This is a genomic window from Microbacterium sp., assembly GCF_031178525.1.
Classification (GTDB): domain Bacteria; phylum Actinomycetota; class Actinomycetes; order Actinomycetales; family Microbacteriaceae; genus Microbacterium.
Map to the genome: position 1 here is coordinate 1 of NZ_JAPSJA010000015.1, position 22,258 is coordinate 22,258.

Below are 22,258 nucleotides of genomic sequence, written 5' to 3' on the forward strand. Positions count from 1 at the left end.
GACAGCCGCCGCACGGGCGCTCCACGGCTCGAGGAGCAGGCGCACCTCGAACATGTGGCGAAGGCCGGGCTCGTCCAGCAGCTGAGTGGTGGCATAGCCGCGCGGCCGCCGGGCCACCACCAGCTGATCGCCCTCGAGACGCTGGAGGGCTTCCCGCACGGGCGTCTGTGAGACGCCGATCTGTCGGGCGAGCTGATCGATGTTGAGCTTCTCACCGGGCGCGATCTCGTTGGCGAGGATCATCGTGCGGATCCGCTCGTACACCGAGGCGGCCGCGGAGCGCGCCGCTTCGGGCCGACCTGCTGGTTCTGACATCCCGCTCAGACTAGCTCCCGCGAGAGATCGGCGAAGAGGCTCCGGATCCCGTACGTCCACGGCGGCAGCTCCTCGGTGCGCCGGACGGTGTTGATCAGCGCGCCGAGCCGTTGGTTCTCGATCGCGACGACATCGCCGAGGCGATGCGTGAAGCCCTCGCCGGGCACCGTGCGGTCCTCCGTCGGGGCGAAGAGCGTGCCGGTGAAGAGCACGAATCCGTCGGGATACTGATGGTGGTCGCCGTGCGCGGCGTGCACGAGTTCCTCGAAACTGCGGCTGAGCGCGGACACCGTGTTCTCGCCGCGCAGCACGTACCCGTCCGCCCCGGTGACCGTGAGGTCGATCGTGAGGCTCCGCGCATCGTCGATCGTGAAGGCGTCGTCGAGCACCCGGATGAACGGCCCGATCGCCGTCGAGCGGTTGTTGTCCTTCGCCATGCCGAGCAGCAGCGCGCTGCGTCCCTCGACATCGCGGAGGTTCACGTCGTTGCCGAGGGTGACGCCGACGATCCGGCCGCGCGGATCGACGGAAAGGACCAGTTCGGGCTCGGGGTTGTTCCAGGAGGAGAACGAGGGCACGCCGATGTCGTCGCCAGTGCCCACCGAGGACAGCACGGGACCCTTCGTGAACACCTCCGGATCGGGTCCGAGCCCGACCTCCAGATACGGGGACCACCAGCCCCGCGCGACCAGCCGCTCCTTCACCGCCGCGGCCGCCGGAGTGTGGGGGCGGACGCCCGCCAGGTCGGTGCCGACGGCGCGCGACATCTCCTCGCGCACCTCGGCCGCGCGCCGCGCGTCACCGTGGGAGCGCTCCTCGATGACGCGCTCGATCATCGACCCGGCGAACGTCACGCCGCACGCCTTGATCGCCTGCAGGTCGATGGGGGGCAGGAGGGTCAGCCGCCCGCCCTCGGTCGCACTTCCCGGCAGCGCGATCTCGGAAGCACCCCACGTCGCCTCCGCGTCGGAGGTTCGCTGCAGCACCTCCAGGTGGTCCTCGCGGTCGAACAGGTCCGACACGGTGCGCGCCGCGCCCGCCAGCGACCAGACGCGGCCTCCGCGCACCAGCACGGGCACCGGCGCGCCCCGCTCGGCGTCGTAGACGCGCCCCACCAGCAGGGCATCGTCGTCTCGCGGGAGGACATCGAGCGCGGTTGCCGCCATCTCGTTCACGCCTCCTTCACCTCGACCCAGACGCCGTCCACGCGACGCGAGATGCGCTGTGGGTTCGCCTCCTGCAACTCGGGCGGCAGGTCGGCGTCGGCGAAGTCCTGGAAGGCGACGGGCCGCAGGAATCGCCCGACCGCAGCCGTCCCCACCGACGTGGTGCCGCTGGTCGTGGCAGGGTAGGGGCCGCCATGCTGCTGCGCGTAGGACACCGTCACCCCGGTGGGCCAGCCGTTGCGCAGCACGCGACCCGCACGATCCGTCAGCGCGGACGCGATCGGCCCGATCGCCTCGCCGTCGGCGCTGTGGATGCCGCCCGTGAGCTGCCCCGGAAGGTGATCGAGCGTCGCGAGCAGCTCCTCCTCGGACGCGTACGACACCACCACGGCGGCCGGGCCGAACATCTCGCTCGTGAGCACGGGGGAGTCCTCGCCGACGTCGGCAGCGGCCACCGCGAACAGCGCGGGGGAGGGCGGGTCGCCCGCACCTCCCTCGAGGAGCGGCTCCACGCCGGGCGTCTCCTCCACGAGACCGCGATTGTGCAGGAACCCCTCGTGGATGCTCCGGGAGAGCATCGCGCCGGCGCCGGTGGGAGCATCCTGCAGCAGGGCGGGCAGCTTCTCCCGCGCGCGCTCGACGGCCTCGGACGGGAGGAAGAGCAGGCCGGGCTTCGTGCAGAACTGGCCGAGTCCGAGCGTCATCGACGCGGCGAAGCCGCTCAGTATGTCGTCGGCCCGCTCGCGCCACGCGCCGGGCGTGACGACGACGGGGTTGATGCTCCCGAGCTCGCCGTAGAACGGGATCGGCTCGGGGCGCGCCGCCGCACGATCCAGCAGCAGGCGGCCCACCCGCTCGGAGCCCGTGAAGCCGATGGCCCGCGTGAGGGGATGATCCACGAGCGCCGTGCCGGCGTCGCGCCCGAGCAGGCCGCTGAACAGCCCCTCCGGCGCTCCGGCGCGCGCGAGCGCGTCGACGACCAGCTCCACCGTGCGACGTCCCAGGCCTGCGTGCGCGTCGTGCACCTTGTGCACGACGGCGCAGCCGGCGGCCAGCGCAGAAGCGCTGTCGCCACCCATCACCGAGAACGCGAACGGGAAGTTCGACGCTCCGAAGACGCCGACCACCCCGAGCGGCACATTCATGCGTCGGAGGTCGGGCCGGGGGCCCATGCCCCAGTCGGGGTCGGCGTGGTCGATCGTCGCATCGAGGAAGGCGCCCTTGCGCACCTCGTCCGCGAGCAGGCGCAGCTGGAACACCGAACGCGTCAGCTCGCCGTTCAGGCGCGCCTCGGGCAGGTGCGTGTCCTCGCCGGCCAGGCGGACGAGCTCCTCGCGATGCGCCTCGAGCTCGTCGGCGATCGCCTCGAGCCACGATGCGCGCTCGTCGCGGCTGTGCGTGCGCCCCTCGAGGAACGCGGCGTGGGCCGCGCGGATCGCCTCGTCGGCGCCGGTCGTGCCTTCGAACACCGTGGTCGTCATCCGGCGGTCCTCTCCTCGATGCTGTTCAGGGCGCTGGCCGCGCCGCTCGACGTCGCCGCCGCCTGGCCGGCCACGCGGGCCCAGCCCGGGCCGTCCGGGAACTCCCACTCGTCGAGCGACGAGGCCAGCATCTCCGCGCCGTTGCCGGGCTTCTGCGGAGCGAGATAGCGGCCACGCTCCACCACGGCGGGCTCGGCGAAGTGCTCGTGCAGGTGGTCGACGAACTCCGTCACCCGGTCCTCCTGCGTGGCCGACACGGCCGCGTAGTCGAAGAACGAGAAGTGCTGCACGAGTTCGCACAGGCCCACGCCGCCGGCGTGCGGGCACACGGGCACGCCGAAGCGCGCGGCCAGCAGCACGATCGCGAGGTTCTCGTTGACGCTCGCCACGCGGGTCGAGTCGAGCTGCAGGATGTCGATCGCCTCCGCCTGCAGCAGCTGCTTGAACATGATGCGGTTGTGCACGGCCTCGCCGGTGGCGACCTTGACGGGGGCGACGCCCCGGCGGATCTCGGCGTGCCCCAGGATCTCGTCGGTGCTGGTGGGCTCCTCGATCCAGTACGGGTCGTACTCTGCGAGCGCGTTGACCCAATCGATCGCCTCGTACGTCTCCCACTTCTGGTTCGCATCGATCGCGATGCGGATGTCCGGCCCGACCGCCTCGCGGGCGAGCCGCATCCGGCGACGGTCGTCGTCCAGCGTGCCGCCCACCTTGAGCTTGATCTGCGTGTACCCGTCGGCCACGGCCTCCTTGGCGAGACGGACGAGCTTCTCGTCGCTGTACCCCAGCCAGCCGGGGCTGGTGGTGTAGGCGGGGTACCCCTCGGTCTGCAGCTGAGCGATCCGCTCCGCCTTGCCGGGCTCCGCGGCCCGCAGGATCTCGAGGGCCTGCTCCTCGTTCAGCGCGTTGCGGATGTGGGTGAAGTCCACGGCCGCGACGATCTCCTCGGGGCTCATCTCCGCCAGCAGCCGCCACAGGGGCTTGCCCGCGCGGCGCGCCTTGAGATCCCACAGGGCGTTGATCAGGCCGCCGGCCGCCATCTGCGTCACACCCTTCTCGGGCCCCAGCCAGCGCAGCTGCGAGTCGTGCACGAGCAGCTTCGAGGCACCCCCCAGGTCGTCCAGCAGCTGATCGACGTCGCGGCCCTCCAGCAGGTGCGCGTAGCTGCGCATCGCGTTCACCAGGATCTCGTTGCCCCGACCGCAGGTGAACACGAGGCCGAAGCCGCTCTCACCCTTGTCGGTGCGGATCTCCACGTACGCGGCGGAGTAGTCGGGATCGACGTTGACGGCATCCGATCCGTCGAGTTCGAGCGATGTGGGGAAGCGGATATCGCGGGTCACGATCTCGGTGATGGCGGTCATTGTTTCCTCTCCTTGACGATGTGGGGCGCGCTCAGAGCGCGAAGCCGAGGGCTCCCGGGAGCCACAGGCTCAGCGCGGGGACGAAGGCGATCAGCACCAGGGTCGCCAGCATGGGCACGTAGAACGGCACGGTGCCCTTGATGACGGTCGTGACCGGCATCTTCGTCACCGACGACAGCACGAACAGGACGAGGCCGACGGGCGGGGTCAGCAGCCCGATCATCAGGTTGAAGATCATCATCACGCCGAAGTGCACGGGGCTCAGCCCGAACGCCTCGGCGACCGGCACCAGGACGGGCGCGAGGATCAGGATCGCCGATGTCGGCTCCAGCACGGCTCCGACGATGAGCAGCAGCACGTTGGCCAGGATCAGGAAGAACAGCGGCTGGCTCGTCAGGCCGAGGATGAACTCGGCCGCGATCTGCGGCGCCTGCTCTCGAGCGAGCACCCAGCCGAACAGCGCCGCGCCGCCCACGATGATGAGCACGCCTCCCGTCGTCTCCACGCTGCTGACGAGCGCGTGGCGCAGATTCGCCCAACCCAGGTTGCGGTAGCACAGCGCGAGGATCGCAACGTAGGCGACGCCCACCGCGCTGGCCTCGGTGGGCGTGAAGACGCCCGTCAGGATGCCGCCCAGGATGATCACCGCGGCGCCCGCCGGCGGGAGCGCACGGAGCAGGTCCTTGCCGCGCCGGCTCCAGCTAGCGCGCTCGAGCCGCAGGCCCTCGTGCTTTCGCATCATAAGCCACACCGTGACGACGAGCGCGAGCACCAGGACCAGGGCGGGCACGATGCCGGCCATGAACAGCGCGCCGACCGACACACCCGCCGTGACGGCGTAGATGATGGCGGGGATGCTCGGCGGCAGCATGGGGGCGATCAACGACGACGCCCCCGTGATGCCCAGCGAGAAGCCCGTGGGGTAGCCGCGCCGGATCATGGCGGGAACCTGGATGCGGCCCATGGCGGCGGCGTCCGAGATGGCGGCGCCGCTGATCCACGAGAAGCCGAAGCTCGTGAGGATGTTCACGTACCCCAGCGAGCCGCGCACATGCCCGATCGCCGAGACGGCCGCGTCGTAGAGGCGGTCGGTGGCGCCGGAGACGTTCGCGAGGTTGCCGAGCAGGATGAACATCGGCACGGCGAGGATCGCGAAGTTGAACAGGCCGGCGCTTGCCTGCTGCACCGCGAGCGCGGGCGTCGCCGTCGGGTCGATCAGGATGTACAGGACCGACGGGATGAACAGGGCGAAGGCCACGGGCACGCGCAGCAGGAGCAGCACGAGCAGGGCGAGGATCATCAGCAGCAGGACCATGGATCAGAGACCTTCCAGCTCGGCGGCCTTCACGCTGGGGTCCGGCTCCTCTGCCGGGTACCTCACCTGCATGTAGAGCGCGAGCAGCGAGTGGATGAGGATGAGGGCGAAGCCGACGGTGGCCGCTGCGTAGAGCACCGCCGTGGGCAGCCGCGTCGCCGCGAGGTCGATTCCCGCGACGACCAGCATCATGCTGAACCCGGCGTACGTGAGGAACGCGGCGGCCAGGATGACGAGCACCTGGGCGAGCATCCCGATCGCCCTGGCGGCGGCACGGGGGAGCACGGTGGCGATGAGGTCGACGGTGATGTGCGCGCGCCGCGAGCTGACGAAGGCGGCCGCCAGGAACGCGAGCCACACCAGCGCGAGCCGCGACGCCTCCTCCGTCCACGTCAGCGGCGAGCCGAGCACGTAGCGCGTGAAGACCTGCGTGAGCACCAGGGCGAACACGCCGACGAGCAGCACGGAGCTGATCACCCGCTCGATGTTGATCATCCACTCGTAGGCGGGATGGCGGCGCTCCAGCACGTCGCGGATCGCCTCCGTCTTCGGCGGCAGCTCCACGCCGCCGCGCTGTGTCTGGTCGTCGGTGGCGTCGGTCATCACTGCTCCTCGTTCTCGGCCGCGAGGTCCTCTTGGATCTGCAGATAGAGGTCGCCCCACGGCACCTGCGACGGCAGCTCCGCGGCGATGCGCTGCTGGAAGGCGTCGACGTCGACGTCCTCGACCACGTCGATCGCGCCGGTGTCCTTCCACTCCGCGAGGATCTGCTGCTCCTCGTCGACGATGCAGTCGCGCACGCTGAGGCGAGCCGTCTCGATCGCGGACTCGAGCGCCTCCCGCTGCGCCGGTTCCAGCGACTCGAGCAGCCGATCGGTGGTCACGATCTGGACGCCCTGCACCATGTGCCCGGTCAGGCTGACGTACTCCTGCACCTCCTGGAAGTTGGACGAGGCGATCGTGGGGATCGGGTTCTCCTGAGCGTCGATCGCGTTCTGCTGCAGACCGAGGTAGACCTCGCTGAGCGCCATGGGCGTCGCGGTGGCGCCCATGATGCCGAAGTTGATCAGGTAGAGCGGCGCGTCGGGTGTCCGGATCTTCAGCCCCCGCAGGTCCTCGGGCGCGGTCACCGGCTTGTCGGCGGTGATGAGCCGTGTCCCGTAGTACCAGTAGCTGGCCACGCGCAGTCCGGTCTCCTCGGCCATCCTGTCGTACACCTCCGCGAGCGCCGGCCCGGTCGTGGCCTCGTCGAACTCGTCGACGTCGCGGAACAGGTAGGCGCCGTCCACGACCGCCGCGTCCTCGTACCACTCCCCGAGGAAGGATCCGCCCGCGATGCCGATGTCGAGGGCGCCTGTCGCGACCTGCTCGACGAGCGCCGCCTCGCTGCCGAGCTGTCCGGCGGGATAGGAGCGCAGGTCGATGCCCGCAGCAGCGAGCTGCTCCTTCATGGGCTCCACGCCGCACCTGTTCACGGGGTGAGAAGGCTCGTAGCCGTTCGCGAAGCGCAGCACGCGCGCTCCCGGCTCCGGCGCGGCCACCTCGTCCGGCGCGACGTCGACCGGCTCGAGCAGCGAGCAACCCGACAGCGCGATGGCGACGGCGCCGATCCCAAGCGCGGCGCTCATCCTTCTTCTCATGATCTTCTCCTCGTCCGGACGCTCACCGTCGAGCGACCGTTGTCTCCTGGCGACGCGTTGCCGCTGCGTCGCTGTGCCTGTGGTGCCGGGCTCGCGTCCGCGTCAGCCGTCCGCACGGGCGGCGGTCTCCAGGCCGAGCTCCGCCGCCAGGCGATCCAGCGCCGCCGCGGTGCTGTCGCTCAGCGGCACGTGAGACGACCAGCGCGCACCGTTGTCGTGTTCGATCTGGCCCGGCAGGATCACGTCGTCGCCGGAGGCGCCGATCGCATCCTGCAGACCGCGCACCTTCGCCTCGGTCCGATCGCGCCCGATGAACGCCGCGGTGTCCATCGCGATGAGCAGATGGCCGTTGTTCATCCGCGAGGCCGGGTTGTCCCAGATGTCCTGGGTCTCGTACGCGAACGTCGCATCGCCGAGCGCGACCGACAGGGCCTCCAGCAGCACGGCGAGGCCAGACCCCTTGTGCCCGCCGAATGCGAGCAGCGAGCCCGCGGCCGCTTCGTTCGGATCCGTCGTGGGGCGGCCGTCGGCACCGACGGCCCAGCCTTCGGGGATCTGCGTCCCCGACTGTCGGGCTGCGATCACCTTGCCGAAAGCCCCAGCAGATGTGGCCATGTCGACCGTCAGGGGAAGATCGCGCCCGCTCGGCGCGGCGATGGTCAGGGGGTTCGTGCCCAGGACCTTGCGCGCGCCGCCGTGCACGGCCACCGTCGGCCCCGTGCTGGACGTCAGGATGCCCACCATGCCGCGCGCGACCAGCTGATCGGTCCAGAACGCGCCGGCGCCGTAATGACTCGAATGCTCGACCGCGACGACGCACACGCCGTGCCGCGCCGCGCGCTCGATCGCGAGATCCACGGCCGCCTGCATCGCGACCTGGCCGAGGCCCGCGTCGGCGTTCACCAGCGCGGTCGCGCCGCTGTCGCGCGTGAGCGTCACGTCGGGGCGCGGATTGATGCCGCCCTGCTTGAGAGCATCGACATACAGCGGCAGTCGCAGCAGGCCGTGCGAGTGGATGCCGCGCTGGTCGGCCTGCACCAGGGATCGCGCGGTGAGCTCGGCATCGGGCGCGGGGACGGTCTGCGACGCGAGCGCGTCGGCTGCCAGCCGCAGAAGCGAATCGACGGAGAAGTTCATGGACACCCTCGTCCTGTCTCAACCTGTAACTATAGGAACTCGTACGAACGTATAGGGTCAGCGCGGCGTTGGCAACCCCCTCGGAGAGACCCTCGCCTAATGCGTCCGTTCCGCGCACGCAAGGCCGTATCCCTTCCCCCGCTCGGCCGTTAGCGTCGCATTCACCGACCGAGGCGAATGGAGCACCCGATGGACGACGCCCCCTCCACGCAGCAGAACTCCGCGATGTACCGTGCGAAGCAGCCGCGCACGCCGCTCGCGGGACCCTATGGGCATCCGTTCCACGCGATGCTCATCACGATCCCGATCGGGGCGTGGACCGCGAGCATCGTCTTCGACATCGTCGCCCTGATCACGCAGGACGATGCGTTCGCGGTCGGTGCGCTCTGGCTGGTCGGCATCGGAATCGCGGGGGCGCTGCTCGCGGCCGTCTTCGGCCTGCTCGACTACGCGAATCTCGCGCGGGGCACGAAGGCGCGGCGCGTGGGTCTTGCCCACCTCCTGCTCAACACCGTGGCGACGATCCTCTTCGCCGTCAGCCTGTTTGTGCGGCTCGGAGAGCCCGAGGAGGCGAGCGTGGGCGGCTTCGTCCTCAGCCTGATCGCCTTCCTGCTCGTCGGTGCCTCCGGCTTCCTCGGTGGCGAACTCGCCTACCGGTTCGGCGTGCGCGTGGCCGACGAGGAGACCCAGCGCCGCGGACACGAGACGCCGGCCGAGGCAGCGGGACGATGACCGTCGCGCCTCACGATCGCAGCATGTAGACCCGCGTCGCGCCGCTGCGAGCCGCGCGCGGCTCCCTCGGCGGGCCCGGAATCACACGCTTGTGATTCCGGCAGGTCGCCGTCATAATGCTGGGAGAACCGAATACACGTCAGCCGGATCCGCCGGTCAGGTCGTAGGGGAAGACGCACCTGACGAAACGGAGAGATCATGGCGACACCCATCGCGCGCGGAGTGGTCTACATCCACTCAGCGCCACGCGCGTTGTGCCCCCACCTGGAGTGGGCGGTCGGCCGCTCGATCGGCCGTGCCGTGAACTTCGAGTGGGCCGATCAGCCTGTGCTGTCCGGAGCGCGGCGCGCCGAGTTCTACTGGGAGGGCCCCGCCGGCACCGGAGCGGCTCTCGCGACCGCGATCCGCGGGTGGGAGCACCTGCGCTTCGAGGTGACCGAGGACCCGACACCGCGCAGCGACGGCGGGCGCTGGATGCACACACCCGACCTCGGTATCCACTACGCGCAGATGGACACCGTCGGGAACGTCGTCGTGCCCGAGGACCGCATCCGGTACGCCATGGAGGTCGCTGCGGGCGACCCGATCGAGCTGCAGCGTGAGCTCGACATCGCGCTCGGCTCGGCGTGGGACGTCGAGCTCGAGCCGTTCCGTCACGCAAGCGACGACGCGCCCGTGGTCTGGCTCCACAAAGTCGGATAGCCTCTCCCGCGTGCGCCGCCGGCTGACCGGCGCGTGCAGATCACGGAGCGGCGTCGGTACCGTCCACCGGTGACACGTCCCGGCGGGTGAGAACACGTCACTCCGGAATGAGAAGAGGCGGCCCCTGGGAACCAGGGGCCGCCTCTTTCGTGTGCGCGGAGAGCGCGGATCAGTCGTCGTAGGACGCGAACGCCGCGACGGCGTTGTGACCGCCGAAGCCGAACGAGTTGCAGATCGCCAGCTGCGGGTCGCTGCTCAGCTCCTGCGGCGCGGTCGACGCCTTCAGGGGGATCGCCGGATCCTGATCGACGAGGTTGATCGTCGGGGGAGCGACGCGGTCCCGCAGCGCGAGGATCGTGAACACCGACTCGAGCGCGCCCGTGCCGCCCAGCAGGTGTCCGGTGGACGCCTTCGTCGCGGAGACGGGGATGTCGTGGACGCGATCGCCGAAGACCGACAGCAGCGCGGCGTACTCGGCCGGGTCGCCGACCGGCGTCGACGTGGCGTGCGCGTTGATGTGGGTGACCTCGTCGGGCGTGCGGCCCGCCTGCTCGAGCGCGTGGCGCACGGCACGGGACGCACCGGCGCCGCTCGGGTCGTTCGCCGTGATGTGGTGGGCATCGGCCGTCACGGCCGTTCCCTCGAGGCGGGCGTAGATCCGCGCGCCTCGGGCCAGCGCGTGCTCCTCCGTCTCGAGGATCAGCACCGCGGCGCCCTCGCCCATCACGAAGCCGTCGCGATCGGACGAGAACGGCCGAGAGGCGGTCGACGGGGAGTCGTTGCGGCGCGATAGGGCCTGCATCGAGGCGAACGACGCCACCGTGATCGGGTGGATCGCCGACTCGGTGCCTCCGGCGATGACGACGTCGGCGATGCCAAGCTGCAGGTGCTCGTACGCGCTGGCGATCGACTCGACGCTCGAGGCGCATGCGGAGGCGACCGTGCGCGCGAACGCGCGCGCGTTGAAGTGCAGCGACAGGTTGCCGGCTGCCGCGTTCGGCATCAGCATGGGCACCGTCATCGGCATCACGCGACGGGGGCCCTTCTCGCGCAGCGTGTCCCACGCGTCCAGCAGGGTCCAGACGCCGCCGATGCCCGTGGCGAAGTCGACGCCGAGGCGGTCGGGGTCGACCTCCGGTGCGCCCGCGTCCTCCCACGCTTCCATGGCGGCCACGAGCGCGAACTGCGACGAGGGGTCGAGGCGCTTCGCCTGCGGGCGCGGCAGTACGGTCTCAGGGCGGACGATGGCCTCGGCCGCGAAGGTCACGGGAAGCTCGTACTCGGCGACCCAGTCGTGCTCCAGCGGACGGGCGCCCGAGGCGCCGGCGAGGAGGTTCGTCCAGTTGTCGGGTGCCGTGCCGCCGATCGACGACGTGGCGCCGATTCCGGTCACGACGATTCGCTTGGTCATGTGTGGTTCCTCGTGCTCCGATGGAGGGGACCGGTGCCGCAGCCTGTCGTCGGACGGCTGCGGCACCGCGGATGTCACTGGTTGTTGGTGATGAAGTCGACCGCGTCCTTCACGGTCTTGAGGTTCTTGACCTCGTCGTCGGGGATCGTCACGCCGAACTTCTCCTCGGCGTTGACGACGATCGTCATCATCGAGATCGAGTCGATGTCGAGGTCGTCCGTGAACGACTTCTCCAGCGCGACCTCCTCGGCGGCGATGCCCGTCTCGTCGGTGATGAGCTCGGCCAGGCCGGCGAGGACCTCGTCAGTCGTGTATGCCATGGGGTTCTCCTTTGTCTCGGGTGGTGTTTCGGATCGGATGGATCGGGGACGACGGAACCGAGGTTCAGTCTAGAGTCGCGCCTCGCCCCCTCACGGGAGCACGACGACCTGCGCGGCGTAGACGAGTCCGGCGCCGAAGCCGATCTGCAGCGCGAGGCCGCCGCTCAGCTCGGGGTTCTCCTGCAGCAGGCGGTGGGTCGCGAGCGGGATCGACGCAGCCGACGTGTTGCCGGTCGTCTCGATGTCGCGGGCGATCTTGACGGTCTCGGGCAGGCCCAACTGCTTGGAGAACTCGTCGATGATGCGCATATTCGCCTGGTGCGGGATGAACGCGGCGAGGTCGTCCGCCGTGACACCGGCGGCCTCGAGGGCCTGCTTGGCGACCTTCGCCATCTCCCAGACGGCCCAGCGGAACACCGTGGGGCCCTCCTGACGCAGGGTCGGCCACTCGGCCACGCCGTCGCGGAAGTCCGTGAGCGTGTTGTTCATGCCCACGGCGCCCGCCTTGGAGCCGTCCGAGCCCCAGATGGAGGCTGAGACACCGGGTGCCTCGCTGGGACCGAGCAGCGCCGCGCCGGCGCCGTCGCCCAGCAGGAAGGAGATGCTGCGGTCCGTGGGATCGACGATGTCGCTGAGCTTCTCGGTGCCGATCACGAGTGCGTGACGCGCGGCGCCCGAGCGGATCAGGGCGTCAGCCTGGGCCACGGCGTAGCAATAGCCCGCGCACGCCGCGTTCACGTCGTAGGCGGCCGCCGGGTTGGCTCCCACGCGGTCGGCGACGATCGCCGAGACCGAGGGAGTCTGCTTCGGGTTGCTGACGGTCGCGACGATCACGACGTCGACCTCAGCCGGGTCCACGCCCGACTTCTCGATCGCCTCACGCGCCGCGGTTGTCGCGAGGTCGATCGCGTCCGTCTCCGGCACGGCACGCACCCGCGTGACGATTCCCGTGCGCTGACGGATCCACTCGTCGCTCGAGTCGATCGGGCCGATCAGCTCGTCGTTGGGCACGGCGAGCTCGCCCCGCGCGGCACCGAGTGCGTAGATGCGGGAATGCGGCACCCCGACGGCTTCCTTGAGGGTGACGGGCATGACTGTCTCCGTTCTGTGCATCGGGGGCGATCAGGCGGCGAGCAGCTCGAGCGCGGGCGCGAGGTCGTCGGGGGTCTTGACGGCGACGGACGGCACGCCGCGCAGGCCGCGCTTGGCGAGTCCGACGAGCGCTCCGGCGGGAGCGAGCTCGATGATGCCCGTGACGCCGTGCTCCGCGAAGGACGCCATGCAGAGGTCCCAGCGCACGGGGTTGGCGACCTGGTGCACGATGAGCTCGAGCGCGCGCGCTCCGCCGTCGACCGTGCCGCCGTCGCTGTTCGTCCAGAGCGGGAGAGCGGGGTCCGACACTCCGGCGACCTCCGCGACCGCCGCGCGCAGCGCCTCCTGCGCGGGTGCCATGAACGGCGTGTGGAACGCGCCCGCGACCTGCAGCGGGATCACGCGCGCACCGCGCGGCGCCTGCTCGGCGAGAGCCGCAAGAGCGGACAGCTCTCCCGCCGCGACGATCTGACCGCCGCCGTTGTAATTGGCAGCCGTCAGGCCGTTCGCGGCGATCGCGTCCAGGACCTGCTGCTCGTCGCCCCCCACGACCGCGCTCATGCCGGTCTCGGTCACGGCGGCGGCGTCCGCCATCGCGCGACCGCGCACACCGACGAGCCGCATGCCGGCCTCGGCATCCGTGACGCCCGCCGCGACGAGCGCCGCGATCTCGCCGACCGAGTGACCGGCGACGCCGGCGGGGCGCTGACCGCCCTGCGTCAGCCGCTCCCACGCAAGAATGCTCGCGGCCACGATCAGGGGCTGCGCGATCCGTGTGTCACGGATGACCTCGGCGCCGGACTCCGTGCCGTGCGCCACGAGATCGACCTGCGCGGCGTCGGAGAACGCGGCGAGGCGGTCTGCCGCGCCGTCAAGCTCGAGCCAGGGTGCGAGGAAGCCGGGGGTCTGAGAGCCCTGTCCCGGGCAGACGACGACAATCACTCGACCAGTCTGCCAACGTTCCGGGGGTCGCTGCTGGCGGCGGCCTCACAAGAAAACGCGAAACGATTGTGCGTGGCGGACATCTTCGCAGGCCGGTCCCGCCTGCGCCGCCGTCTGAGCCGCGACGCGGCGCGAGCTCAGCCGCGTGGGGCGCCGTCGCGGGGCCGGCGCACGGCCGCGCGACGACGTCCGACGTCTGTCGATCCGATCGCGCCCAGGATCAGCGCGGTCTGCAGGATGAGCGCCTCGCGCGGTCCCGTCGCGTCCCAGCCGATCACGTCGCTCACGCGCTTGAGGCGGTAGCGCACCGTGTTCGGGTGCACGAAGAGCTCGCGCGCCGTCGCCTCGAGGGAGCGGCCGTTGTCGAGATAGCTCCAGAGGGTCGTGACGAGGTCGGTCGAGTGGGCCGCCAGCGGGCGGTAGATCTTCTCGACGAGGGTCTGCTTGGCCACCGAATCGCCCGCCAGGGCGCGCTCGGGCAGCAGGTCGTCGGCCTCGACCGGTCGCGGGGCGTGGCGCCAGCCCCGCGCGACCGCGAAGCCCGCGAGCGCGGCGCGCGCGCTCTGGCTCGCATCGACGAGCGCAGGCACCGTCGGGCCGAGCACGAGATAGCCCTCGCCGAAGGAGGGCTCCAGCTGCCGGGCGACCTCGATGAACGGCAGACCCTCGGGCTCGGCGTCCTCGTCGGCATCGGCCTCCTGGGCGCGGCCGATCACGATCACGAGGCGCGAACCCTGCACGCCGACGAGCACGTCGACGCCGAGCTTGCGCGACGTGCGTCGCACCTGATCGACGTCGAACTGCGGGGGAGCGGTGCCCACGAGCACGCATGCCTGACCGTGACCGTGCCACCCCAGGGCCGCGATCCGGCTGGGCAGCTCCTCGTCGGCTTCACCCGTGAGGATCGAGTCGACGACGAGCGCCTCGAGCCGGGCGTCCCACAGGCCGCGCGACTCCGCAGCACGCGCGTAGACGTCGGCGGCCGTGAACGCGACCTCGCGCGAGTACAGCAGGATCGCCTCGCGGAGGTCCTCGCTCTTGGACGCGACGCGGTCCTCCACGACCTCGACCGTGATCCGGATCAGCTGCAGCGTCTGCTGCAGGCTGACGCTGCGCAGCAGCTCGCGGGGAGCCGCGGCGAAGATGTCCGCGGCGATCCAGGGCGTGGAGGTGGGGTCCTCGTACCACTGGATGAAGGACGTGATGCCCGCCTGCGCCACGAGACCCACGGCCGACCGGCGCGCCGGCGGCATGCCGGCGTACCACGACAGGGAGTTCTCGAGCCGTGTCGTGGTCGCCGTCGCCAGGTCGCCCGAGATCCGGCGCAGCCACGCGAGGGTGGCCGCCTTGTCGAGCGCGGCCCCCTCGGTCGGTGCCGTGCGGGCGTCCTGAGCCACGTGCGGGCTCAGCTCTCCCCGCCGGCGTTGCCGGACGTGCCGGCGTTGACGTCATGCAGCCGGTACTTCTCGATCGCCTGGCCGACCACGGCCCGGTCGACCTTGCCCTCGTCCGCGAGCGCCTGCAGGGCGCGCACGGTCATGGACGGGCCGTCGATCTTGAAGAAGCGACGAGCCGCGGGGCGGGTGTCCGAGAAGCCGAACCCGTCGGCGCCGAGCGTGAGGTAGCGCTGCGGCACCCAGGGTCGGATCTGGTCCTGCACGGCGTGCATGAAGTCGCTCACCGCGATGACCGGACCCTCGGCGTCCTTCAGCTTCTCCGTCACGTAGGCGGTCTTCGGCTCCTGGTCGGGGTGCAGGAAGTTGTGCTCGTCGGCCGCGAGACCGTCGCGGCGCAATTCGCTCCAGCTGGTGACCGACCAGACGTCGGCGACGATGCCCCAGTCGTTCTTGAGCAGCTCCTGCGCCTCCAGCGCCCACGGTACTCCCACGCCCGACGCGAGCAGCTGGGTGCGGGGACCCTCGCCCGAGCCCTGCGAGATGCGGTGGATGCCGCGGACGATGCCGTCGACGTCCACGTTCTCCGGCTCGGCCGGCATCACGAGGGGCTCGTTGTAGACGGTGATGTAGTACATCACGTTCGGGTCCTCGTGCTGGCCGCCGTACATCCGCTCGATGCCCGAGCGCACGATGTGCGCGATCTCATAGCCGTAGGCGGGGTCGTACGACACCGTCGCGGGGTTGGTCGAGGCCAGCAGCGGCGAGTGGCCGTCGGCGTGCTGCAGGCCTTCACCCGTGAGGGTGGTGCGGCCCGCGGTCGCGCCGATGATGAAGCCGCGCGCCATCTGGTCGCCCGCAGCCCACTGCGCGTCGCCCGTGCGCTGGAAGCCGAACATCGAATAGAAGATGTAGATCGGGATGAGCGGCTCGCCGTGCGTGGAGTAGGCCGTTCCGGTGCCCGTGAACGCCGCCACGGCGCCGGCCTCGTTGATACCGACGTGCATGATCTGACCCTGCGGGCTCTCCTTGTAGGCAAGGAGCAGCTCGCGGTCGACCGACGTGTAGTTCTGGCCGTGCGGGTTGTAGATCTTCGCCGTGGGGAAGTACGAGTCCATGCCGAACGTGCGGGCCTCGTCGGGGATGATCGGCACGATGCGGTTGCCGAAGCCGTCGACGCGGAGCAGGTCCTTCACGAGGCGCACGAACGCCATCGTGGTGGCGACCTGCTGCGTGCCCGAGCCCTTCTTGAGCAGGGCGTAGTCCTTGTCCTGCGGCAGCGGGATCTGCGTGTACTTGCTGCGGCGCTCCGGCAGGAAGCCGCCGAGCGCGCGACGGCGCTCCAGCATGTACTGGATCGTCTCGTCGTTCTCGCCCGGGTGGAAGTACGGCGGGCGGTACGGGTCGTCCTCGAGCTGCTTGTCCGTCACCGGGATGTGCATGGTGTCGCGGAAGAGCTTCAGGTCCTCCAGCGTCATCTTCTTCATCTGGTGGGTGGCGTTGCGGCCCTCGAAGTGCGGCCCGAGGCCGTAGCCCTTGATGGTGTGCGCGAGGATGACGGTCGGCTGGCCCTTGTGCTCCATGGCGGCCTTGAACGCCGCGTAGACCTTGCGGTAGTCGTGGCCGCCGCGGCGCAGGCCCCAGATCTGCTCGTCCGAGTAGTCCTTGACCAGTTCGAGCGCGCGCGGGTCGCGACCGAAGAAGTTCTCGCGGATGTAGGCGCCCGATTCGGCCTTGTAGGTCTGGAAGTCGCCGTCGGGCGTGACGTTCATGAGGTTCAGCAGCGCACCGTCGGTGTCGCGCTGGAGCAGGTCGTCCCACTCGCGGCCCCAGATGACCTTGATGACGTTCCAGCCGGCGCCGCGGAAGAAGCTCTCGAGCTCCTGCACGATCTTGCCGTTGCCGCGCACCGGGCCGTCGAGCCGCTGCAGGTTGCAGTTCACGACGAACGTGAGGTTGTCGAGGCCCTCGTTCGCGGCGACCTGCAGCTGGCCGCGGCTCTCGACCTCGTCCATCTCGCCGTCCCCGAGGAACGCCCAGACGTGGCTGTCGCCGACGTCCTTGATGCCGCGGTTGGCCAGGTACTTGTTCGTCATCGCCTGGTAGACCGCGTTGATCGGGCCGAGGCCCATCGACACGGTCGGGAACTGCCAGAATTCGGGCATCAGGCGCGGGTGCGGGTACGACGACAGACCGTTCTGACCCGCCGACTTCTCCTGACGGAAGCCGTCGAGCTGGCCCTCGGACAGACGTCCCTCGAGGAACGCGCGCGCGTAGGTGCCGGGCGAGGCGTGGCCCTGGATGAAGATCTGGTCGCCGCCCGAGGGGTGGTCCTGGCCGCGGAAGAAGTGGTTGAAGCCCACCTCGTACAGCGCGGCGGACGACGCATAGGTCGAGATGTGGCCGCCGACGCCGATGCCGGGGCGCTGCGCGCGGTGCACGGTGAGGGCGGCGTTCCAGCGGATCCACGAGCGGTAGCGGCGCTCGAGCTCCTCATCGCCGGGGAACTCGGGCTCGTCCTCGGGGGCGATCGTGTTGACGTAGTCGGTCGTCGGCACCATCGGCACGCCCAGGTGCAGGTCCTTCGAGCGCTTCAGCAGGCTCAGCATGATCTCGCGACCGCGCTGGTGGCCCTTCGCGTCGACGAGCTCGTTCAGCGACTGCTGCCACTCGCTGGTCTCCTCCGGGTCGCTGTCCTGCGGTCCCTGCGAGTACGGATCCTGGTCGTGTACAGCCACCGGATGCCCTTTCGTCGAGCGGGGCAGATCGTGCCTCGCAAACGTGCCTGCGCGTGCGCCGACGGGTCGGAGCGCACGCGTGATCGCCCTTCAGCCTAGTCCCCCCACAGGGGGCAGGATTGATCCGTGCCGATCGTGAAAGCCCTGTACCGCTACCCCGTGAAGGGCTTCACGCCCGAAGCCCGCGACGCGCTCACGGTGCAGGACGACGGCAGGATCGCCGGAGATCGCGTGCTGGCGTTCCGATTCGCGGACGCCGCTCGGCCTGAAGAGCGCGACGGGCTCGACTACTGGCCGAAGAGCCGGGGGCTGTCCCTCATGGACTTCCCGGCGCTTGCCCGCATCCGCGTCCACTGGGACGGTGTGCGCCTGCGCCTGACGCTCGACGGCGACCTGCTCGCCGACGAGACCCTGGAGTCCGCGGGGCGCCGTCGGCTCGCCGATGCGGTGACCGCCTTCGTGGAGACGACGTCGGATGCCCGGCGTCTGCGGGCGAGCGGTCGTCTGCCGCTCGAACTGGTGGGTGACGGCGCGGTGCCGCGCTTCCAGGATCGCCCGCGGGGGTTCGCGTCGCTGCACAGCACGGCCTCCGTGGCGGCACTCGACGCGCTGGTGGACGCCCCCGTCGACGATCGCCGCTTCCGCTCGAACATCGTCATCGACGGGATCGACGCCTGGGGCGAGCTTGCGTGGACGGGCCTCGTGCGGATCGGCGACGTGGCCTTCGAGGTGCAGAAGCCGATCGCGCGATGTCTCGCGATCCATGCCAACCCCGACACGGGGGAGCGCGATGCGCGACTGCTGCCGACGCTCACGAAGCGGATCGGGCAGGACGAGCCCACCCTCGGCACCCTGCTCCTCCCCGTCGGCCCCGGCGGCGTCCTGCGGGTGGGTGACGACGTCGCGGTGGGCTGAGTGCGCCCCCCGATCCGGTCGGCTGTCATCGCCACGGACCGGCCCTAGGATCGAAGAACGGGCCTTTAGCTCAGCTGGTAGAGCACCTGGTTTACACCCAGGGTGTCGTCGGTTCGATCCCGGCAGGGCCCACCGTTCGTCGCCTCACCGCGCCGCCGTACGCGACGGCGGCGCCGGACCCGGGTGGGCTCGGCACCACCGTCGCGTGCGTCCCGCGGAAGATTCAGAGCGCGCGCAGCCTCTCCAGCAGGGGCTCGGCGACCTGGTCGAGGAACTCCTGCTGGCGGGCGTCGCCGATCTGCACGATCGCGACGTCCGTGAAGCCGGCGTCCAGGAACGGGCGCACGCTCTCCGCGAGTTCGTCAAGGTCCGGCCCGCATGCGATCGACGACGCGACGTCCTCGGGACGCACGAACTGCGAGGCGGCCGCGAAGCCCGCGGGCGTCGGCAGGTCCGCGTTGACGGACCAGCCACCGGCGAACCAGCGGAACTGCTCGTGAGCGCGCGCGATCGCGGCGTCCTTGTCCGGGTCCCAGCTGATCGGCACCTGCCCGATCTTGCGGGACTCGCCCGAGTGGCGCTCGTCCCAGCCCCTCACGAGATCCGCCTCGGGCTGGACGGCGATGAGGTGGTCGCCGAGCGGTGCGAGCCGCGACAGCGAGCTCTCACCCGACACGGCGACGCCGATCGGCACACCGCCTTCGGGAGCGTCCCACACGCGCGCCGAGTCGACACGGAAGTAGGTGCCGTCGTACGTCACCAGCTCGCCCGTGTGCAGAGCGCGGATGATCTCGATCGCCTCGACGAGCATGTCCTGGCGCTGGTCGACGCCCGGCCATCCCTCACCCACGACGTGCTCGTTCAGGCTCTCGCCCGAGCCCACGCCGAGAGTGAAGCGCCCCTCCGACAGCAGCTGCATCGTCGCGGCCTTCTGCGCCACGACGGCGGGGTGGTACCGCATCGTCGGGCACGTGACGTACGTCATGAGGTCGACGCGCGAGGTCGCCTGCGCCACTGCACCGAGAACGCTCCACGCGTACGGCGCGTGCCCCTGGGTGGTCAGCCAGGGGGAGTAGTGGTCGCTCGACACCTCGAAGTCGAAGCCGACCTCCTCCGCCCGCTGGGCGTAGCGGACGAGCTCACGCGGCCCGCTCTGCTCGGTCATGAGGGTGTATCCGAAACGGGTCATCCGATCCTCCATCGGGGCGCATGCTGGGCAACGCCTCCGACGCTAGGGCCGTGGATCTCCCTGCGCACGGGGCTTGCGGATCCGCGACGGATGAGGCAAATGCCGGCGTCGCACGGCCCCGAGAGCCGACGGGCCGCGCGGTAGGTTGGAGGGGTGAAAGCCAGCCCTGCCGACCAGCTGCTCCTGCTCGACGTCGCCGACATCGACCGACGCCTCGCGCAGGCCGCCGCCACGCGCAAGAACCCTCCGCAGGCCGCGCGCGTGCAGGAGCTGATCGCCCAGCGCACGGAGCTGGGCCGCGAGCTCGCGGCGCGGGCCGGAGCGCGTGACGATCTGCGCGCCGAGCTGAAGCGGATCGAGGCCGACGTCGAGGTCGTGACCGCGCGACGCAACCGCGACGCCGAGCGGCTGAACGCGGTCACCAACCCGAAGGATGCCCAGGGACTCGAGCACGAGATCGCGTCGCTCGACCGCCGTCGCAGCGCGCTGGAGGACGCCGAGCTCGAGATCATGGAGAAGCTCGAGGCCTCCGAGGCGGCCGTCGCCGAGCAGCAGGCGCGCATGGACGAGACGACCTCGGAGGGCCAGCGCCTGAGCGCCGAGGCGAAGGAGCTCGTCGCCAAGGCGACGGCGGACGCAGACGCTCTCACGCGCGATCGCGCCGCGATCGCAGGGCGCCTCCCCGACGCCCTGCTCGCGCTGTACGACCGTCTCGCCCAGCGCGGCACGGGCGCTTCCCTCTTCACGCGCGGCATGTGCGGCTCGTGCAACATGACGCTCTCGCCGAGCGACCTGCAGAAGCTGCGCACGACGCCCGCCGACGAGGTGGCGCTGTGCCCCGAGTGCGGAGGCATCCTCGTGCGCACCGCGGAGTCCGGCCTGTGACCGGAGCGCTCATCGTCGAGGCAGACGGGGGATCCCGGGGCAACCCGGGTGTCGCGGCAGGCGGTGCGGTGGTGATCGATCCCGCGACGGGCGGCGTGCTGAGCGAGCTGGGCGTGTATCTCGGGATGGCCTCGAACAACGTCGCCGAGTACAACGGGATGATCGCCGGCCTTCAGGCCGCGCTCGATCGCGACCCGACGGAGGTCCACGTGCGCATGGACTCCAAGCTCGTTGTCGAGCAGATGACCGGGCGCTGGAAGATCAAGCACCCCGACATGCAGGCGCTCGCGCGCCGCGCGCAGGCACTGGTCGCGGGGCGCAGGGTCACGTTCGAGTGGGTGCCGCGGGGCGCCAACATGCTCGCGGACGCCGCGGCGAACGAGTCGATGGACGCGCAGGCGAGCTTCCGCCGGGATCTCGACGCTCCGCATGCCTCTGCTGCCACACCCGAGGCGGCGGGCGGTGACCTTCTCCTCTGAGCCCGCGGCACGGGCGTCTGCGCCCGATGAGTCGCCGTGGGCCGATGCGGAGCGAATCGCGCTGGGCCGGTCGGCGGACGGCGGGATCGTCGCGATCGTCCTCGACCGCAACGGCGAACGCGGCCGTCGTCCTCTGACGGCGGCGGAACTTCCCGCCTGGGTGGCCGAGCGTGAGGCGGAGAGCGCGGCGGGCGCCCGCGGCGTCCGCTGGGTGTGGTCGAACACGGCCGACTGGTACCCGCGCCTGCTTGGCTCGGGCGTGCGGGTCGCCCGCTGCCACGACCTGCGGCTGTGCCACGCGATCCTGCGCGACGCCGTTCCCGCGGCGGACGCGCTCCGCGCCGCGACCGCGTGGGACACCGCCGCCGCGGACGACACCACCGCGAGCGCGGACACGCTGTTCTCGCTCGAATCGTCCGCTCCGGCGCGGGGACGCGACGATATCCGAGAGGTGCTGGCGGAACTCGAACGCCAGGATGCCGCCGTGCCGCTCGCGAGCGACCCGGGGCGCATGCGCCTGCTGCTCGCCGCCGAGTCGGCCGGGGCGCTGGCGGCTGCGGAGATGCGCGTCGCGGGCGTCCCATGGGATGCCGACCATCACCGCGCGATCCTGACCGACGTGCTCGGCCCGCGGGCGGCCGGCGGTGTACCCGCGAAGATGGCACGCCTGGCCGCCGAGGTGCGCGAGGCGCTCGAGGACCCGACCGTCCCGCTCGACTCGCAGCCGCGGCTGCTGCGCGCCCTGCACAACGCGGGAATCCTCGTGGAGTCGACGAGCAAGTGGGAGCTGTCGCGGGCCGACCATCCCGCCATCCCGCCGCTGCTGGAATACAAGAGGCTGTCGCGGCTTCTCGCGGCGAACGGCTGGGCGTGGCTCGACGAGTGGGTGCACGACGGGCGCTTCCGGCCCGTCTACGTCCCGGGCGGCGTCGTCACCGGACGTTGGGCGTCCTCCGGCGGCGGTGCCCTGCAGCTGCCGCGGCAGCTGCGTGAGGCGCTGCGCGCCGATCCGGGATGGCGCATCGTCGGGGCCGACGTCGC

Annotated in this window: 21 protein-coding genes and 1 tRNA gene; 7 read left to right on the forward strand and 15 right to left on the reverse strand. The window is 70.8% G+C overall.

Features of this window, described 5'->3' with window-relative positions; genetic code table 11:
* The 8 genes from RIF89_RS02325 to RIF89_RS02360 all read right to left on the reverse strand — a co-directional run.
* Window positions 1–315 (reverse strand): GntR family transcriptional regulator (locus RIF89_RS02325; protein WP_309067552.1); only part of this gene is annotated, 315 nt, incomplete at its 3' end.
* 5 nt (window positions 316–320) lie between these two features.
* A complete protein-coding gene (locus RIF89_RS02330) occupies window positions 321–1,481 on the reverse strand; it encodes a fumarylacetoacetate hydrolase family protein (protein WP_309067571.1) in 1,161 nt (386 codons plus the stop codon).
* Between the two features lie 5 nt (window positions 1,482–1,486).
* Window positions 1,487–2,962 (reverse strand): aldehyde dehydrogenase (NADP(+)), encoded by a 1,476-nt coding sequence (locus RIF89_RS02335; RefSeq protein ID WP_309067553.1) that lies wholly within the window; start codon window positions 2,960–2,962, stop codon window positions 1,487–1,489.
* Window positions 2,959–4,326 carry an enolase C-terminal domain-like protein gene (locus RIF89_RS02340; RefSeq protein WP_309067554.1) on the reverse strand — a complete coding sequence of 456 codons (1,368 nt, stop codon included), beginning with the start codon at window positions 4,324–4,326 and terminating at the stop codon, window positions 2,959–2,961. The genes RIF89_RS02335 and RIF89_RS02340 overlap by 4 nt, the downstream gene beginning before the upstream one ends.
* Window positions 4,327–4,357: 31 nt before the next feature.
* Window positions 4,358–5,641, reverse strand: coding sequence for a TRAP transporter large permease (locus RIF89_RS02345; RefSeq protein WP_309067555.1), 1,284 nt, complete (start codon window positions 5,639–5,641; stop codon window positions 4,358–4,360).
* Between the two features lie 3 nt (window positions 5,642–5,644).
* Complete coding sequence (locus RIF89_RS02350) at window positions 5,645–6,244, reverse strand: TRAP transporter small permease (RefSeq protein WP_309067556.1); 600 nt, start codon at window positions 6,242–6,244, stop codon at window positions 5,645–5,647.
* Entirely contained in the window at window positions 6,244–7,269 is a 1,026-nt protein-coding gene (locus RIF89_RS02355) for a DctP family TRAP transporter solute-binding subunit (RefSeq protein WP_309067557.1), read from the reverse strand. Before RIF89_RS02355 ends, RIF89_RS02350 begins: the two co-directional genes overlap by 1 nt.
* Window positions 7,270–7,383: 114 nt before the next feature.
* Window positions 7,384–8,418, reverse strand: coding sequence for an Ldh family oxidoreductase (locus RIF89_RS02360; RefSeq protein WP_309067558.1), 1,035 nt, complete (start codon window positions 8,416–8,418; stop codon window positions 7,384–7,386).
* Window positions 8,419–8,607: 189 nt separating this feature from the next.
* Between RIF89_RS02360 and RIF89_RS02365 the strand changes: the two genes are divergently transcribed.
* Together RIF89_RS02365 and RIF89_RS02370 are read left to right on the forward strand one after the other, a co-directional pair.
* On the forward strand, window positions 8,608–9,150 hold the full coding sequence (locus RIF89_RS02365) for a DUF2231 domain-containing protein (protein ID WP_309067559.1): 543 nt from the start codon (window positions 8,608–8,610) through the stop codon (window positions 9,148–9,150).
* A gap of 198 nt (window positions 9,151–9,348) precedes the next feature.
* Window positions 9,349–9,852 (forward strand): DUF3145 domain-containing protein, encoded by a 504-nt coding sequence (locus RIF89_RS02370; RefSeq protein ID WP_309067560.1) that lies wholly within the window; start codon window positions 9,349–9,351, stop codon window positions 9,850–9,852.
* A 169-nt stretch (window positions 9,853–10,021) separates the two neighbouring features.
* Here RIF89_RS02370 and RIF89_RS02375 read toward each other — a convergent pair whose 3' ends face one another.
* From RIF89_RS02375 to aceE, 6 genes are all read right to left on the reverse strand, one after another.
* The gene (locus tag RIF89_RS02375) at window positions 10,022–11,263 is read right to left on the reverse strand and encodes a beta-ketoacyl-ACP synthase II (protein ID WP_309067561.1); all 1,242 of its coding nucleotides are present in this window, start codon (window positions 11,261–11,263) and stop codon (window positions 10,022–10,024) included.
* Between the two features lie 74 nt (window positions 11,264–11,337).
* Complete coding sequence (locus RIF89_RS02380) at window positions 11,338–11,583, reverse strand: acyl carrier protein (RefSeq protein ID WP_135113190.1); 246 nt, start codon at window positions 11,581–11,583, stop codon at window positions 11,338–11,340.
* A 90-nt stretch (window positions 11,584–11,673) separates the two neighbouring features.
* Entirely contained in the window at window positions 11,674–12,675 is a 1,002-nt protein-coding gene (locus RIF89_RS02385; RefSeq protein WP_309067562.1) for a beta-ketoacyl-ACP synthase III, read from the reverse strand.
* Between the two features lie 30 nt (window positions 12,676–12,705).
* Entirely contained in the window at window positions 12,706–13,617 is a 912-nt protein-coding gene (locus RIF89_RS02390; RefSeq protein ID WP_309067563.1) for an ACP S-malonyltransferase, read from the reverse strand.
* 137 nt (window positions 13,618–13,754) lie between these two features.
* The gene (locus RIF89_RS02395; RefSeq protein ID WP_309067564.1) at window positions 13,755–15,014 is read right to left on the reverse strand and encodes a helix-turn-helix domain-containing protein; all 1,260 of its coding nucleotides are present in this window, start codon (window positions 15,012–15,014) and stop codon (window positions 13,755–13,757) included.
* Window positions 15,015–15,022: 8 nt separating this feature from the next.
* Window positions 15,023–17,749 (reverse strand): pyruvate dehydrogenase (acetyl-transferring), homodimeric type, encoded by a 2,727-nt coding sequence (aceE, locus tag RIF89_RS02400; RefSeq protein WP_309067565.1) that lies wholly within the window; start codon window positions 17,747–17,749, stop codon window positions 15,023–15,025.
* Window positions 17,750–17,875: 126 nt separating this feature from the next.
* Here aceE and RIF89_RS02405 point away from each other — a divergent pair, with 126 nt between their 5' ends.
* Window positions 17,876–18,664 carry an MOSC domain-containing protein gene (locus RIF89_RS02405; protein WP_309067566.1) on the forward strand — a complete coding sequence of 263 codons (789 nt, stop codon included), beginning with the start codon at window positions 17,876–17,878 and terminating at the stop codon, window positions 18,662–18,664.
* A 59-nt stretch (window positions 18,665–18,723) separates the two neighbouring features.
* Window positions 18,724–18,796, forward strand: a tRNA-Val gene (locus RIF89_RS02410).
* Between the two features lie 91 nt (window positions 18,797–18,887).
* On the opposite strand, the gene RIF89_RS02415 is transcribed toward RIF89_RS02410, so the two are convergent.
* Window positions 18,888–19,853 carry an LLM class F420-dependent oxidoreductase gene (locus RIF89_RS02415; protein ID WP_309067567.1) on the reverse strand — a complete coding sequence of 322 codons (966 nt, stop codon included), beginning with the start codon at window positions 19,851–19,853 and terminating at the stop codon, window positions 18,888–18,890.
* Window positions 19,854–20,006: 153 nt separating this feature from the next.
* On the opposite strand from RIF89_RS02415, the gene RIF89_RS02420 reads away from it, so the two are divergent.
* The 3 genes from RIF89_RS02420 to RIF89_RS02430 all read left to right on the forward strand — a co-directional run.
* On the forward strand, window positions 20,007–20,738 hold the full coding sequence (locus tag RIF89_RS02420) for a C4-type zinc ribbon domain-containing protein (RefSeq protein ID WP_309067568.1): 732 nt from the start codon (window positions 20,007–20,009) through the stop codon (window positions 20,736–20,738).
* Window positions 20,735–21,217 carry a reverse transcriptase-like protein gene (locus tag RIF89_RS02425; RefSeq protein WP_309067569.1) on the forward strand — a complete coding sequence of 161 codons (483 nt, stop codon included), beginning with the start codon at window positions 20,735–20,737 and terminating at the stop codon, window positions 21,215–21,217. Before RIF89_RS02420 ends, RIF89_RS02425 begins: the two co-directional genes overlap by 4 nt.
* On the forward strand, window positions 21,201–22,258 hold a 1,058-nt coding region (locus RIF89_RS02430), incomplete at its 3' end, for a bifunctional 3'-5' exonuclease/DNA polymerase (protein ID WP_309067570.1). The genes RIF89_RS02425 and RIF89_RS02430, both read left to right, overlap by 17 nt.